Source organism: Solirubrobacter ginsenosidimutans (assembly GCF_027587205.1).
In genome coordinates this window covers 18,319-33,008 of record NZ_JAPDOD010000075.1, presented here as the reverse complement: position 1 = coordinate 33,008, position 14,690 = coordinate 18,319, and the positions used below count along the sequence as shown (strand labels likewise).

Annotated in this window: 12 protein-coding genes; 8 read left to right on the top strand and 4 right to left on the bottom strand. The window is 71.8% G+C overall.

Features of this window, described 5'->3' with window-relative positions; genetic code table 11:
- Positions 1–47: 47 nt before the first annotated feature.
- Together OM076_RS46590 and OM076_RS41175 are read left to right on the top strand one after the other, a co-directional pair.
- Entirely contained in the window at positions 48–1,136 is a 1,089-nt protein-coding gene (locus OM076_RS46590; RefSeq protein ID WP_270046028.1) for an acetate--CoA ligase family protein, read from the top strand.
- On the top strand, positions 1,133–2,737 hold the full coding sequence (locus OM076_RS41175) for a phytoene desaturase family protein (RefSeq protein ID WP_270046027.1): 1,605 nt from the start codon (positions 1,133–1,135) through the stop codon (positions 2,735–2,737). The genes OM076_RS46590 and OM076_RS41175 overlap by 4 nt, the downstream gene beginning before the upstream one ends.
- A 39-nt stretch (positions 2,738–2,776) precedes the next feature.
- Here the strand turns inward: OM076_RS41175 and OM076_RS41170 are convergent, their stop codons facing one another.
- Both OM076_RS41170 and OM076_RS41165 read right to left on the bottom strand, forming a co-directional pair.
- Complete coding sequence (locus OM076_RS41170) at positions 2,777–4,459, bottom strand: catalase (protein WP_270046026.1); 1,683 nt, start codon at positions 4,457–4,459, stop codon at positions 2,777–2,779.
- Positions 4,456–4,890: a Fur family transcriptional regulator gene (locus OM076_RS41165; protein ID WP_372518143.1), complete on the bottom strand. Its 435-nt coding sequence runs from the start codon at positions 4,888–4,890 to the stop codon at positions 4,456–4,458. Before OM076_RS41165 ends, OM076_RS41170 begins: the two co-directional genes overlap by 4 nt.
- Before the next feature lie 214 nt (positions 4,891–5,104).
- On the opposite strand from OM076_RS41165, the gene OM076_RS41160 reads away from it, so the two are divergent.
- The 3 genes from OM076_RS41160 (at position 5,105) to OM076_RS41150 (ending at position 10,714) form a co-directional block, all read left to right on the top strand.
- The gene (locus OM076_RS41160; RefSeq protein ID WP_270046024.1) at positions 5,105–8,566 is read left to right on the top strand and encodes a helix-turn-helix transcriptional regulator; all 3,462 of its coding nucleotides are present in this window, start codon (positions 5,105–5,107) and stop codon (positions 8,564–8,566) included.
- Between the two features lie 202 nt (positions 8,567–8,768).
- Positions 8,769–10,130 carry an FAD-binding oxidoreductase gene (locus OM076_RS41155; protein WP_270046023.1) on the top strand — a complete coding sequence of 454 codons (1,362 nt, stop codon included), beginning with the start codon at positions 8,769–8,771 and terminating at the stop codon, positions 10,128–10,130.
- Between the two features lie 11 nt (positions 10,131–10,141).
- The gene (locus OM076_RS41150) at positions 10,142–10,714 is read left to right on the top strand and encodes a pyridoxamine 5'-phosphate oxidase family protein (RefSeq protein WP_270046022.1); all 573 of its coding nucleotides are present in this window, start codon (positions 10,142–10,144) and stop codon (positions 10,712–10,714) included.
- On the opposite strand, the gene OM076_RS41145 is transcribed toward OM076_RS41150, so the two are convergent.
- Both OM076_RS41145 and OM076_RS41140 read right to left on the bottom strand, forming a co-directional pair.
- Positions 10,711–11,010 (bottom strand): fluoride efflux transporter FluC, encoded by a 300-nt coding sequence (locus OM076_RS41145; RefSeq protein WP_270046021.1) that lies wholly within the window; start codon positions 11,008–11,010, stop codon positions 10,711–10,713. The genes OM076_RS41150 and OM076_RS41145 overlap by 4 nt on opposite strands.
- A complete protein-coding gene (locus OM076_RS41140) occupies positions 11,007–11,366 on the bottom strand; it encodes a CrcB family protein (protein ID WP_270046020.1) in 360 nt (119 codons plus the stop codon). The genes OM076_RS41145 and OM076_RS41140 overlap by 4 nt, the downstream gene beginning before the upstream one ends.
- 73 nt (positions 11,367–11,439) lie before the next feature.
- On the opposite strand from OM076_RS41140, the gene OM076_RS41135 reads away from it, so the two are divergent.
- Genes OM076_RS41135 through OM076_RS41125 form a run of 3 tightly spaced genes read left to right on the top strand, consistent with a single transcriptional unit; the run spans position 11,440 to position 14,593 of the window.
- Positions 11,440–12,633 carry a PP2C family protein-serine/threonine phosphatase gene (locus OM076_RS41135; protein ID WP_270046019.1) on the top strand — a complete coding sequence of 398 codons (1,194 nt, stop codon included), beginning with the start codon at positions 11,440–11,442 and terminating at the stop codon, positions 12,631–12,633.
- Positions 12,630–14,150 (top strand): sensor histidine kinase, encoded by a 1,521-nt coding sequence (locus tag OM076_RS41130; protein WP_270046018.1) that lies wholly within the window; start codon positions 12,630–12,632, stop codon positions 14,148–14,150. Before OM076_RS41135 ends, OM076_RS41130 begins: the two co-directional genes overlap by 4 nt.
- On the top strand, positions 14,147–14,593 hold the full coding sequence (locus tag OM076_RS41125) for a response regulator (RefSeq protein WP_270046017.1): 447 nt from the start codon (positions 14,147–14,149) through the stop codon (positions 14,591–14,593). Before OM076_RS41130 ends, OM076_RS41125 begins: the two co-directional genes overlap by 4 nt.
- Positions 14,594–14,690 lie beyond the last annotated feature (97 nt).

The window sequence follows — 14,690 nt, the reverse complement described above, 5'->3', positions numbered from 1 at the left end:
CTTAGGGGGGCGGCGAGCCCGCGCAGGCGGGCGGCGAGACCGCGCGGGTGGACGGCGAGACCGCGCAGGCGGGCGGCGAAGCCGCGCCCGCTCGCGGCGAGCCCGCGTCGCCGGGCGGCGACGCCGCCCCGCCCTGCGGCGTCGCGGTGATGACCTGCTCCGGGGGCGACTCCGCCGTCGCGGCGGACCTCGCCGCCGAGCTCGGCGTCGACCTGCCCGCGCTCGCACCGCAGACGATCACCCGCCTCGAGGCCGTCCTGCCCGCCGCGGCCACCGCCGGGAACCCGCTCGACTACACCGCGCTGCTCTGGGACGAGCCGGAGCAGCTGACCGAGCTGATCGAGGCGCTGCTCAGCGACCCGAGCATCGGGCGGGTGCTGGTCCTCTACGACGCGGCCAACGACGCCGAGGACTGGGCGGCGGTCCTGACCGCCGTCAAGCGGGCGAGCGGCGACGTGACGGTCGCCTCGACGCTTCCCGAGCTCGTCTCCGACGGCGCGATCGCCGGCCTCCGCAGCGGCGTCCGCGCGATGCGACCGCGCCGAACCCCGCGCCCGCTCGCCACGCGCGTCGACGGCGGCCGGATGATCGGCGAGGCCGAAGCCAAGGCGCTGCTGCGCGCCGCCGGCATCCCCGTGGTGGACGGCGAGGTCACCGACGACGCCGTCACGACCTGGAAACGGCTGGGCGGTCCCGTGGCGGTCAAGCTCGTCGGTGTGACCCATAAGGCCCGCAATCGCGGGGTGGTGCTGGACCTCAACGACGAGCGTGAGATCCGCGAGGCCGTCATGCGGCTCGGACCGACGGTGCTCGTGGAGCGGATGGCGCCGAGAGGCGTCGAAGTGCTGGTCGCGATCCGCAGAGACGGCCTCGTGCCGGTCCTGGTCATCGGCGCCGGCGGTGTGTACACGGAGGAGCTGGACGACGTCGCGGTCATCCCCCTTCCCGCCGACGAGCACCGCATCGCCCAAGCGCTCGGCACGCTCCGCACCCCGATCGCGCCGGAGCCGATCGCGAAGCTCGCCCTCGCGCTCCAGGACCTTCCGCTCGCCCTTGTCGAGCTCAACCCCGTGATCGTCCACGGCAACCAGGCCGTGGCGGTCGATGCGCTGGCCCAGGAGGAGATCCACCCATGAACGAGATCGCCGCGAAGCTGGGCGAAGTCGGGCTCCCGCAACCGATCAAGGAGCTCGCGGCCAAGGACTGGGACGCGGTGATCGTCGGCGGCGGCCACAACGGCCTCACCGCCGCCGCCTACCTCGCCAAGGCGGGGCAGTCCGTGCTCGTGCTGGAGCGACGCGAGCGCCTCGGCGGCGCCTGCACGCTCGAGCGCCCGTTCCCGGACGAGCGCTACAGCGTGAGCCCGTGCGCGTACGTCGTCGGCCTCCTCGACGAGCTGGTGATCAAGGAGCTGCAGCTGCGCCAAAGGGGCTTCGAGTGCTACGTCGCCGACCCCAACCTGTGGGTGCCGTTCGAGGACGGCACCTCGTTCGGCCAATGGCTCGACGATGACAAGACGCAGCGCAGTCTTGAAGAGCTGAAGGTCTCCAAGCGCGACATCGAGGGCTACTGGGCCTACGAGCATCTCTTCGACGAGATCCGCAAGCGGCTGAGGACCCGCGGGCGCGACACGTGGGTGGGTGAGACGCCCACGCGGGAGGAGATCGAGGACCTGCTGCACGGCGAGCAGGCGATGCTCGATGTCGTCTTCAGCGCCTCGATCGCCGAGGTCCTCGACGACCATATGCACGATCAGCGCCTCAAGGACGCGCTCTTCGGCCAAGGCGTGATCGCGGCCTACGGGGGCCCGAAGGACCCAGGCACCGCATCGATCAAGCTCATGCACTACCAGGGCGACCTCGAAGGCCAGGGCCCGGTCTGGGGCTACGTCAAGGGCGGCATGGGGATGATCAGCTTCGCGATCGCGGACGCCGCGCAGGACGCGGGCGCGACGCTCGCCGCCGGCGTGCCGGTGGCGGAGATCCTCCCCGGCCAAGGCGTCCGGCTCGAAGACGGCACGTTCATCCGCGCCCGCGCGATTCTCTGCAACGCCGACCCGAAGGTGGCGCTGAACCTGCTGACCGAGGTCCCCGGCGACTACCGAGCGCGCCTGGAGGCGTGGAAGGTCCGCAGCCCGGTCGTGAAGTTCAACGCTGCCCTCACGGCGCTGCCGAAGTGGACGGCGGCGCCCGGGCAGGACTGGCCGGCCAAGGCGACCATCGACCTCACGGAAGGCCTGGAGGCGGCCCAGCGCGCGTTCGAGGCCTGCGATCGCGGCGAACCCGCCGTCGGCTTCGGCGAGATCTACATCCAGACCGGCTACGACCCCACACCCGCCCCGCAGGAGCGTCACCTGCTCAGCGTCTTCGGCCAGTACGCGCCCTACACGCTCGCCCACGGCGACTGGAACACCCGCCGCGAGGAGGTCGCGCAGCAGTTCATCGGCCTGATCGACCGCTTCGCGCCCGGATTCCGGGACATCCTGGAGAGCTACGAGGTGCTCGGCCCGCCGCACATCGAGGAGCGCATCGGCCTGACGGGCGGGAACATCTTCCAGGGCGAGGTCACCCCGGACCAGATGTGGGAGCACCGCCTGAGCCCCAGAACCCCGATCGAGGGCTTCTACTTCTGCGGCGCCGCCACCCACCCCGGCGGCAGCGTGATCGCCCTCAACGGCCGCAACGCCGCGATGGCGGTGCTGGCGGACGCTCGCGTTGGAGCGCCCGCCGGAACCTAAACCCCACCTAAGGGGTCTGGCCCCTTAGGTGGGGTTTATCTACGCGGTGACCGTCGCGGAGCGGTCGAACCGGCCGGTCCGCTCCGGGGCCGGCTCGGGCGCGATCGCCTCGTGCTCGTTCGGCACGCAGTGCGTCATCACGAGGTCGCCGGTGTCGCGGGTGCCGTTGCGGCCGAGGTTCGCGGCGCGGGCCAGCTCCTCCTCGGTCAGGACCTGGGTCGCGAGCGGCGCCATTCCGCGCACGTCGTCGGCGGAGATGCCGATCCCCTCGCCGACCCGCCGGCCGAGCTCGTCCTCGATCATGAACAGGTGCCAGATCATCCGTTCCTGGATCGGGCGGTCGCAATCGCCGAGTTGTGAGATCAGGTTCGTGACGAGGTCGTCACGCTCCCACTGCTCTGAGAGCAGGTAGCGCTCCCCGGCCTGCACGTAGTCGTTGGTGCGCGGGATCTGCGCCCGCGTGAGCCGGCCCTCGATCATCGGGCCCTGGGACTGGTGCGCGGGCTTGGGCGTCTCGCTCAACCCGCCCGTGATCGACGGCTCGTAGTTGACGGACGGGTTCTCGCCCGTCTCGTCGACGTAGTAGGTCATCGACCCGTCGCGCTGGTTGGTCGCGACCTCCTTCTTCGGCGCGTTGACGGGCAATTGCAGGTAGTTCGGCCCGACGCGATGGCGCTGCGTGTCGCTGTAGGAGAACGTCCGGCCGACGAGCATCTTGTCGTCGGAGAAGTCCAGGCCGTCGACCAGCACGCCGGTGCCGAACGCGATCTGCTCGGACTCGGCGAAGAAGTTCTTGGGCGCGCGATTGAGCTGCATGTGGCCCACGTGGCGCAGGGGGAACACGTTCTCGGGCCAGACCTTGGTGTCGTCGAGCGGGTCGAAGTCCAGCTCCGGGTGCTCATCGTCGCTCATGATCTGGACGTAGAGGTCCCACTCGGGGAACTCGCCCGCGGCGATCGCGTCGTAGAGGTCCTTGGTGTGGACGCCCAGCACCTCGGCCTGTTTGACGCCGGCGTCGTCCTCGGTCCAGGACTTCACGCCCTGGCGCGGATGCCAGTGGTACTTGACGAGCACCGTCTCGCCCGCCTCGTTGACCCACTTGTAGGTGTTGACGCCGAAGCCCTGCATGTTCCGGTAGGACGCCGGAATCCCGCGCGGGCCGAAGACGAGCATGATCATGTGCAGCGACTCGGGCGACTGCGAGACGAAGTCGAAGACGCGGTTGGCGACCTGGCGCTCGAAGGTCACCGGGTCCGGCTTCTGGGAGTGGATGAAGTCCGGGAACTTGATCGCGTCACGGATGAAGAAGACGCCGAGGTTGTTGCCGACGAGGTCCCAGTTGCCGTCCTCGGTGTAGAACTTGACCGCGAAGCCGCGCGGGTCGCGCAGCGCCTCAGAGGAGTCGCGGCCGCCCGCCACGGTGGAGAAGCGCAGCGCGATGTCGGTGCGTTTCCCGGGCTCCTGGAACAGTTTCGCCCGGGTGAACTTGGAGATCGGATCGTCGCCGACCTTGCCGGTCGCCTCGAAGTGGCCGAACGCGGTGGCGCCGCGGGCGTGGACGACGCGCTCCGGGACCCGTTCACGATCGAAGTGGGCCAGTTTCTCCATGAAGTGGTAGTTCTCGAGCGTCGCCGGGCCGCGGTCACCGACGGTGCGTGTGTTCTGGTTGTCGAAGACGGGTTGACCCTGACGTGTGGTCAGGCCCTTGGGGTTCTCGCTCATGCGGCTTCTCCCTCGATCTCGCTTTGACAGCTGGGGCAGAGCCCCCAAAAGGTCACCTCGGCCTCGTCGACCGCGAACCCGGCGGTGTTCGGCGCCTCCAGGCACGGCGCGGTGCCGTGGACGCAGTCGACGTCGACGGTCAGCCCGCACGAGCGGCAGACGAGGTGGTGATGGTTGTCGCCGGCGCGCGCCTCGTAGCGCGTCGGACCGCCCGCGAGCGCGATCCGGCGGGCGAGGCCCTGCTGGCGCAGCGCTTCGCACACGTCGTAGGCCGCCTGGGTGGAGATGCTCAGGCCGCCACGCCGCACCCGCTCGATGACCTGATCGACGCGCGGGTGGTCGTCGGCCTCCGCCAACACGCGCAGCACGGCGACGCGTGACGACGTGACGCGCAGGCCCGCATTGCGCAGCCGCTCTTCCAAGTCCGCCAGCAACACCCAAAGACGAACGTACCCGCCTGATCGACTCTTAGTCCAGAACGGTTCCAGAACCGTGACAACCGTCTCATCGAATGGGTAGATTCCCCGCGTGGTCGAAGGTCCGACGACCCGCATACACCTATGCGGGCGGCTCATCGTCGAGCTTTCCGGTCGAAGGCTCGAAGAATCCCTGCGCGGACGCCAGGGACGGCTGCTGCTTGCCTATTTGACGCTCAACCGCGATCGGCCCGTCCGCCGCGACGAGCTCGCCGAGGCGCTCTGGAGCGGCAAGGGCGCGCCGCCCGCCTACGAGTCGCTGCTCGCGCCGCCGCTCTCGCGGCTGCGCAAGACCCTCGGTCCCGGCGTCCTGGAGGGCCGCTCCGAGCTGCAGCTGATCCTGCCCGGCGACGCCTGGGTCGACTGGGAGGCCGCGCCACGCGAGCTGCGCCGCGCCCGCGAGGCGAGCGACCCGAAGCTCGCCTGGGAGGCCGCGAAGGCGGCGCTGGAGATCGCCGACGGCGGGTTGCTGCCCGGCCTCGAGGCGCCCTGGATCGACGCCCACCGCGGCGAGCTCGCCGACCTGCGCGTCGAAGCGCTCGAAACGCTCGCGCACGCCGGCGCGCTGCTCGGCGGCGCCGCCCACCCGGAGGCCGAGCAGGCCGCCCGCGCCGCCGTCATCGCCCAGCCGTTCCGCGAGTCCGCCCGCGCCGCGCTGATGGAGGTCCTACGCGCCCGCGGGAACGTCAACGAGGCGCTGCGCGTCTATGAGGACATCCGCATCCTGCTGCGCGAGGAGCTCGGCAGCTCGCCCGGGCCGACGCTCGTCGCCCTGCACGAGCAGCTCCTGCGCGACGACCCCGTCGCGGCGCCCCAGCCCGCCCCGCGCGTGGCGCGGATCGCCAAGCCCAAGGCCCCGGCTTCGCTGGTCGAGCGCGACCGCGAGGTCGCGCTGCTGGACACGCTGCTTCAGGAGGCGGTCGAGGGAGAGGGCCGCGCCGTGCTCATCGAAGGCCCGCCCGGGATCGGCAAGTCGCGTCTGATGGCGGAGTTCCGGCGCCGCGCGATCGCCGACGGCGCGTTCGTCCTCAACGCCCGCGCGGGTGAGCTGGAGCGCGAGTTCCCCTTCGGCGTCGTCCGGCAGCTCTTCGAGGGCGTCGTCAGCGACCCCGAGGTGCTGGCGGGAGCGGCGGCGCCCGCGCGCGTGGTGTTCCAGAACCCGGAGGAGGGCGCGCCCGCCGGCGGCGACGCGTCCTTCGCCGCCCTGCACGGGCTGTACTGGCTCGCGCTCAACCTCGCCGCCGAGCACCCGCTCCTGCTCGAGGTCGACGACCTGCACTGGTGCGACCGTCCGAGCCTGCGTTTCCTCGCCTACCTGGTGCGGCGCCTCGAGGGCCAGCCGGTGCTCGTCGCGGCGTCCGTGCGCACCAGCGACGCGCCCACCGACGCCGCGCTGCTGGCCGAGATCGCCAACGATCCCGCCACCGCCCACGTCCGACCGGGCCCGCTCTCGGAGGAGGCGGTCGGCGCGCTCGTCGCCCGCCGGCTCGGCGCCGAGCCCGATCGTGCGTTCCGCGAGGCCTGCCACAAGACCACCGGCGGCAACCCGCTGCTCGTCCGCCAGCTGCTCACCGCGCTCGAAACCGACGCGGTCAAGCCCGACGCCGCCCACGCCGACGTGGTGCGGGCGATCGGCTCGCGCGCGGTCTCGAGCTCCGTCCTGCTGCGGCTCGCGCGGCTGCCCGGCGAGGCGGCGAGCATCGCCCGCGCGGTCGCGGTCCTGGGGGAGGGAGCGGATCTGCCGGCGGTCGCCGGCGTGGCCGGGCTCGACGAGGCGCAGGTCGCCGGCACGATGGCCGCCCTCGCGCGCGCCGAGATCCTGCGCCCGGAGCCGCCGCCCGGCTTCGTGCACCCGCTCGTCCGCGACGCGGTCTATCAGGGCCTGCCGCTGGGGGAGCGCGAGCTGCTGCACGCCCGCGCCGCCGGGGTACTACGACGCACCGGGGCCGCGCTGGACCAGATCGCCGGCCAGCTGATGCACACGCCGCGGCGCGGGGACCCACAGGTGGCGGAGCTGCTGCACGAGGCGGGGATGGCGGCGTACACCCGCGGCGCGATCGACAACGCCGCCGGCTACCTGCAGCGCGCGCTGGACGAGCCCGCGCCACCAGCCCGCCGTTTCCGGCTCCTGCTCGATCTCGGCCAGGTCGAGGCGCTGACGCGCGGCCCGGCGGCCGCGCAGCACCTGCGCGAGGCCTACGACGGCCTGACCGACATCCATCTGCGCGTCCGGGCGGCCAACGCGCTCGGGCGGGCGCTGCTGTTCACCTCGTCGCCCGCCGAGGGCGCCGCGGTGGCGCGCGAAGCGGCACGCGCGCTGCCGCCGTACCTGGCGGACGAAGCGCTCGCGCTCGAAGCCTTCGCCCTGATGGGGGTGCCGTTCGGCGCGCTCGATCCGGAGGAGACGCAGCCGGCCCGGGAATGGCGCCACCGGACGCCGACGACCACCGGGGAGAAGGGCATGGCGGCGATCGCGGCGCTCGAGTGGAACCAGTCCGGCGGGCACGTGGACGAGGTCGTCGAAGTGTCGCTGGGCGCGCTCGCCGGCGGCGAGTTGGGCAACCTCGACCCCAACCTGCTGACGCTCGCCGCGATGCTGCCGATGATCGTCGGCGACCGCGACGAAGCGTTGACGTTCTTCGAGTTCGCGATGCTCGACGCGCACCGGCGCGGCTCGCTCTTCGCCGTCACCGGCATGTACCTCTGGCGCGGGTTCACGCTCTTCTGGCGCGGCGACCTGATCGATGCCGAGGAGGAACTGACGGTCGCGTTCGACCAGGCCGAGAGCTGGGGCTACGGGCCGGACACGCTGCAGTGGAACGCGGCGCACCTCTCGTGGTGCCTGACCGAGCGCGGGAAGCTGATCGACGCGCGCAAGGCGCTGGTCCGCGCGCCCGAGCGCGGTGGGACGTCGGACGGCGCGCGCTACTGGTGCAACGCCCGCCTGGAGCTGCTGATCGCCGAAGGGCGCTACGAGGATGCCGCCGAGGCCGCGGAGGAGTACGGGCGCCGGTTCGCCCGCTACCACAACCCGGCGGCCGCGCGCTGGAGCTCGCTACGGGCCGTCGCGCTCGACCAGCTGGGCATGAAGCGCAAGGCGATCGAGCTCGCCGCCGAGGAGCTCGACCGCGCGCGCGACTGGGGTGCCCCGGGGACGGTCGCGCGCTCCCTGCGCGTGCTCGGGCTGCTCGAAGGCGCCGAGGGGATCGAGCGCCTCGAGGAGGCGGTCGAGGTCGTCTCGCGCGCGCCGTCGCGGCTGGAGCTGGCCAAGTCGCTCGCGGCGCTCGGCGTCACCCGCCGGCTCGCCGGCCGCCCGGACTACGCGCGCGAGCCGCTGGCCCGCGCCCACGAGCTGGCCGAGGTGTGCGGGGCGGAGCGCCTGGTGACGCAGATCCGCACCGAGATGCTCGCCGTGGGCGTCGAGCCGGCATCGGCGATGCCACATGGCATCGCCGCGCTCACCGCCAGTGAACGGCGGGTCGCCGCGCTGGCCGCCGCGGGCCGCCCGGAGCGCGAGATCGCCCAAGAGCTCTTCGTCACCCCGCGCATGATCGAGATCAAGCTCTCCAACGCGCTGCGCAAGCTCGGCGCGTCCTCCCAGGGCGACCTCGCCGTCGCCCTCGAAACCTAAACCCCACCTAAGGGGTCTAAACCCCACCTAAGGGGTCTGGCCCCTTATCTCGCGCTTAGGTTCGGGGACCCGCGGCGCAGCGCCGATTCGACCTAAAGGCCACCTAAGGGGTCTGGCCCCTTAGGGTGGGTTTAGGTTCGTGGAAACGTCGCGGCAATCTTGCGCAAGGTCGTGGCAACGCGCGTCGGCGACGGTTGCCGCCATGACGATCATCGATTCTCCCCGCGATGAACTGAACCTGCTCCGCGACCTGTGCGGCGGCGCCGTCGCGCTCCCCGGCGACGATGGCTACGACGCCGCCCGCTCCGGCTTCAACCTCTCGCTCGACCAGCGCCCCGCCGCCGTCGTGTATCCCGCCGACGCGGGCGAGGTGGCCGACGTGGTGCGCGCCGCCCGCCGGCTCGGCCTGCGCGTCGCGGGCCAGTCGACCGGCCACAACGCGGGCCCGCTCGGCGATCTGACCGGAACGGTGCTCGTCAAGACCTCGGGCATGGGCGGGGTCGCGATCGACGCGGCCAACCGGATCGCCCGCGTCGGCGCCGGCGTGCTCTGGGAGGACGTCGTCGACGCCGCCGCGCCGCACGGCCTGCTGGCCCTGCACGGCTCCTCACCCACGGTCGGCGTCGCCGGCTACTCGCTCGGCGGCGGCATGGGCTGGCTCGCCCGCAGCCACGGCCTGCAGACCAACAGCCTGACCGCGATCGAGCTCGTCACAGCCGACGGCGACCTCGTCCGCACCGACGCCGGCAACGACCCCGACCTGTTCTGGGCGCTGCGCGGCGGCGGCGGCAACTTCGGCATCGTCACCGCGCTCGAGTTCCGCCTGTACGAGATCACCGAGGTCTACGCCGGCTTCATGGTCTGGGACTGGAGCGAGGCCGCCCGCGTCCTGCCCGTCTACGCCAAGTGGGCGGTCACCGCGCCCGACCACGTCACGACCTCCTTCCGGATCATGCAGCTGCCGCCGCTGCCGGAGATCCCGGAGCCGATCCGCGGCCGCTCGATCGTGATCATCGACGGCGCCGTCCAGGGCGATCCGGCCGTGATCGAGCCGCTGCGCGCGCTCGCGCCCGAGATCGACACGTTCGCGACGATGCCCGCGCCCGCCCTCGTGCGCCTGCACCAGGACCCCGAGGAGCCGATGCCCTACAAGGGCGACACGGCGCTGATCGACTCGCTCCCGGAGGAGGCCGTCGAGGCGCTCCTGCAGATGGCCGGCCCCAAGAGCGGGTCGCCGCTGACAATCGTCGAGCTGCGCCAGCTGGGCGGCGCGCTCGGGCGCCGCGAGCCCGGCCACGGCGCCGTGGGAGGCATCGACGCCGAGTTCGTCCTGTTCCTCTGCGGCATGGCGCTCGACGCCGACATGGGCGCGTTCATGACCGGCTACATGCAGCGTCTGAAGGCCGCCCTGGCGCCGTGGAGCGGCCAGGGCCACTACCTCAACTTCGCCGAGGAGCAGGTCGATCCGTCGCTCACCCACGACACCGACACGTGGGCGCGGCTGCGCGCCGTCAAGTGCCGCGTCGACCCCGACAATGTGATCCACGCGAACCACGCCATTTAGACTTCATCGGTATGGGCCGCATCTATGAACGCATCGATGAGAACCAGCGGAAATGGATTTCCAACCAGTCGATGTTCTTCGTGGGTACGGCCCCGTCCGGTGATTCCGGGCACATCAACGTCTCCCCGAAAGGCCCGATCGGGTCGCTGCGGGTGCTCGACGACCACACCGTCGCGTACTTGGACATCGTCGGCAGCGGCGCGGAGACGATCGCCCACCTGCGCGACAACGGGCGCATCTGCGTGATGTTCTGCGCCTTCGACGGGCCGCCGCGAATCCTGCGGCTGCACGGCGAGGGCGAGTACGTGCGCCCGGGCGACGACGGCTTCGACGACCTGCTCGCGCTGGGCTTCGCGGAGCCCGAGATCGCCGAGTCGATGCGGGCGTTCATCGTCGTCCACGTCACCCGCATCGCCGACTCCTGCGGCTACGGCGTGCCGCTGATGAGCTACGAGGGCGAGCGCCCGCACATGGACCTCTCGACCGCCAAGCGCATCCGCGTCGAGGGCGAAGGAGCGATGCGCGTCTACGAGCGCAAGCACAACTCCGAGTCGATCGACGGCCTCCCCGCGCTGAGCGGCTAGAGCAGCGAGCCGAGCGCGTAGCCGGCCGTGGCGAGCGCCAGGCCGGCCACGATCGACACGGCGAGGTAGGTGCGCTCGACCATCCAGGTCGAGAACGTCGTGTAGCCGCCGAGGAAACCCGTCCCGGCGATCAGCAGCACGGTCGAGCCCACATCCGCGCCGGTCACGACTCCCGCCACGAACGCGCCGGTCAGGTTCACCGCCAAAGTGCCGCGGGGAGCGAGCAGCAGGCCCACGCGCCAGCGCGCGAGCGCGCCGATCGACCCGGCCACCGTCATCGCCACCCACGCGATCACGGCGCCGCGCTCCGGGTCGCGAGCCGGCGGCCGAGTGACGCGGCGGCGAGCCCAACCACCACGCTGACCGCCAGATAGGTCGCGGCGAGGGGGACGTGGCCGTCGTCGCCGAGGACGACGATCTGCACCTGGAAGGTCGAGAACGTCGTCAGCGCGCCGCAGAACCCGGTGCCGACGAGCGGCCGCCACTGCGCGCGAGCGACCACGACCCAGCCGAGGATCAGCGTCCCCACGATGTTGACCGCGAACGTCGCCCACGGCCACGCGCCGGGGTGGACCGGGAGCGCCTCGGCCAGCCCCGCGCGGGCCAGCGTCCCGGCCGCGCCACCCGCCATGACCGCCGCTGCATCTCTCACCCGGCGCCAGGCTACCGCGCTTAAGGTGCCGGATTGGTGGGTACGCTTGGGCAGCTTTGCGGAGTCCCAGCACTTGAGTCCCCCCGAGACCGTCAACACGGCTCCCCCCGATCCCGCGGCGGCCTCAGCGCCGATTCGAATCCTCCTCGTCGAGGACGACGACGGCGACGCGCTGCTCGTCGAGGAGCTGCTGAACGTCAGCGGCGCGCGCGTGGAGATCGTGCGCGCGCAGACGCTCGCGGTCGCGCGGCGCGAGAAACTCGACCAGATCGACTGCGTGCTGCTGGACCTCGACCTGCCCGACGCGCACGGCCTCGCGGCGCTGCACCGGCTCAAGAACGATCGCGCGGACCTCTCGGTGCTCGTCCTCACGGGCTTCGATGACGAACGACGCGGCATCGAGGCCGTCACCGCCGGGGCGCAGGACTACCTCGTCAAGGGCCAGATCGACGGGCAGGGCCTCGCGCGCGCGGTTCGCTACGCGGTCGAGCGCCGGCGGGCGGAGGAGGCGCGCCAGCAGCTCGAGGTCGCCCGCCTGCACCAGGAGGAGAACGCGCGCCTGGAACGCGGCCTGCTGCCGGCGCCCCTGGTGACCGATCCCGAGCTGCTGCTGACGGCGCAATACCGCCCAGGCCGCCAGCGCGCGCTGCTGGGCGGGGACTTCTACGACGCGGTGCAGGTCGCCGACGGCACCGTGCACGCCGTGATCGGCGACGTCTCCGGCCACGGGCCCGACGCGGCCGCGCTCGGCGTCTGCCTGCGGATCGCGTGGCGCACGCTCGTCCTCGGCACCGGGGAAGCCGACGGCGTCCTCCCGACGCTGCAGATCGTCCACGAGGCCGAGCGCCACTTCGCGTGGATGTTCACCACGCTCGCGATGATCACGATCGCCCCCGACCGCGCGTCCGTGTCGGTCCGGCTCGCCGGCCATCCGCCGCCGCTGCTGCTGTCGGGCGACGAGATCACCGCGCTCGAACCCGCCCAGGTCAACCCGCCGCTCGGCGTCGTCGACGACGCCCGCTGGGCCGCGCTCGAGTACGCGCTCCCGGAGACGTGGGCGCTCCTGCTCTACACCGACGGGCTGATCGAGGGCCGGACCGGCATCGGCTCCGGGCGGCTGGGCGGCGAAGGCCTCGAAGCGATGGTCCGCGGCCTGCAGGACGAGGACGCGCCCGGCCTCGTGACGGCGCTCGTGGAGCGCGCCGAGGAGCTCAACGGCGGTCCGATGCTCGACGACGTCGCCGCGTTCCTGGTGCAGCGGCGGTGAGCGCTCGCCGTCGGCTGACGGCGAGCCAGTCCTTCGCGATCGCCGTCGCATTGCTGGTCGTCGTCGGCGTGCTCGGCACGGTCGCGAGCCTGATCGCGCTCAGCAACCTCAACGATGCGCGCGTTCAGCTGACCGACCGGCTCAGCCCCGCGGTCATCAGCGCCTCGGACTTCCGCTCGGCGCTGATCGACCAGGAGACGGGCGTGCGCGGGTACGCGCTCACGGGCGATCCGACGTATCTGGACCCCTACGAGAGCGGGTTGCGCGACGAGGCGCGGGCACGGGCGGAGCTGGACCGGCTGTCGAAGCAGCCGGGGCTCGAGCAGTTCCGGGAGGACATCGCCAGGATCTTCGCGGCGGCTCGCGGGTGGCAGGAGGGCTACGCGCTGCCGACCATCGCGCTGGTGAAGTCCGATCCGCAGCAGGCGCGCACGCCGCAGGCGACGGGTGCCGGGAAGGCGCGCTTCGACGGGCTGCGGCGCGCGGTCACCGATTTCCAGACCCGGCTCGCGCCGGTCCGCGCAGAGGCCCGCGACACGCTCGATCGCAACGCGAACTACGTGCTCTTCTGGGTGCTCGGGACCGGGATCGTGATCCTGATCAGCGTGGGCGCGGTGGCGTGGGTGCTCCGCGGGACGCTCGTGGTGCCGTTGCAGCGCCTTGCCGGCGCGGTGCGCGGCGTCGCGCGCGGCGACTTCGAACGCGAGGTCCGCGGCTCCGGCGCGCGTGAGGTGGTGGACCTGGCCGACGACGTGGACGACATGCGCACCCGCATCGTCTCCGAGCTCGAGGCGCTGCGGGTCGCCGAGTCCGACCTGCGCCGCTCCAACGCCGAGCTCGAGCAGTTCGCCTACGTCGCGTCGCACGACCTCCAGGAGCCGCTGCGCAAGGTCGCGAGCTTCTGCCAGCTGCTCCAGCAGCGCTACGAGGGTCAGCTCGACGCGCGGGCGGATCAGTACATCGGCTTCGCCGTCGACGGCGCGACGCGGATGCAGGACCTGATCAACGACCTGCTGGCGTTCTCGCGGGTCGGGCGCATGGAGCAGCCGCACACCGACGTCGACTGCGCAGCGGTGATGACGCGCGTGCGGGCGGATCTCGGCCGCGTGATCGAGGAGAACGAGGCCGAGTTGATCGTGGGCGAATTGCCGACCGTTCGTGGTGACGCCGGCCTGCTGCGCGTCGTCTTCCAGAACCTGTGCGCCAACGCGATCAAGTTCCGCGGCGAGGCGCCCCCGGTCGTGCACGTGGATGCGGAGCCCGAGGAGGCGTTCTGGCGCTTCCGCGTGGCCGACAACGGGATCGGCATCGACCCCGAGTACGCGGAGCGCATCTTCGTCCTCTTCCAGCGCCTGCACCCGCGCACGCAGTACGAAGGCACCGGGATCGGGCTCGCGATGTGCCGCAAGATCGTCGAGTACCACGGCGGGCGCATGTGGCTGGACACCGAGCGGGCCGGCGATACACAGGGTTCTACCTTCTACTTCACGCTTCCCATGGATCCGGAGACCCGATGACCGCAGACGAGAGCCAACCGATCAGCGTGCTGCTGGTCGAGGACGACCCGGGCGACGTCGTGCTCATCGAGGAGGCCTTCGAGCACAACAAGGTCCGCAACTCGCTGAAGATCGTGGGCGACGGCGTCGAGGCGATGGAGTACCTGCGCGCGCCCGGGTCCTCACGGCCGGATCTCGTGCTGCTCGACCTCAACCTGCCGCGCAAGGACGGGCGCGAGGTGCTGGCCGAGATCAAGTCCGACCCGGAGCTGCGCTCGATCCCGGTGGTCGTCCTCACGACGTCCAAGGCCGAGGAGGACATCCTGCGCTCCTACGACCTGCACGCCAACGCGTACGTGACCAAGCCGGTGGACTTCAACCGGTTCATCGAGGTCGTGCGCCAGATCGACGAGTTCTTCGTGACCGTCGTCAAGCTGCCCGGGCACCGCGCCGCGCCCAACTGATTTACGGCGCCTCCACGCGCTGGTACGGTCGCGCAGGTGGCCGTCGAGCATGCACCCGCTCCGGTCACACCGCAGCCGGCCCCGGCGCTGGCCGTGG

What these genes read in the sequence shown, in the direction of transcription:
- OM076_RS41170 (WP_270046026.1), bottom strand. Translation starts at nt 4,459, where the DNA reads ATGAGCGAGAACCCCAAGGGCCTGACCACACGTCAGGGTCAACCCGTC.
- OM076_RS41150 (WP_270046022.1), top strand. Translation starts at nt 10,142, where the DNA reads ATGGGCCGCATCTATGAACGCATCGATGAGAACCAGCGGAAATGGATT.
- OM076_RS41125 (WP_270046017.1), top strand. Translation starts at nt 14,147, where the DNA reads ATGACCGCAGACGAGAGCCAACCGATCAGCGTGCTGCTGGTCGAGGAC.
- OM076_RS41175 (WP_270046027.1), top strand. Translation starts at nt 1,133, where the DNA reads ATGAACGAGATCGCCGCGAAGCTGGGCGAAGTCGGGCTCCCGCAACCG.
- OM076_RS41155 (WP_270046023.1), top strand. Translation starts at nt 8,769, where the DNA reads ATGACGATCATCGATTCTCCCCGCGATGAACTGAACCTGCTCCGCGAC.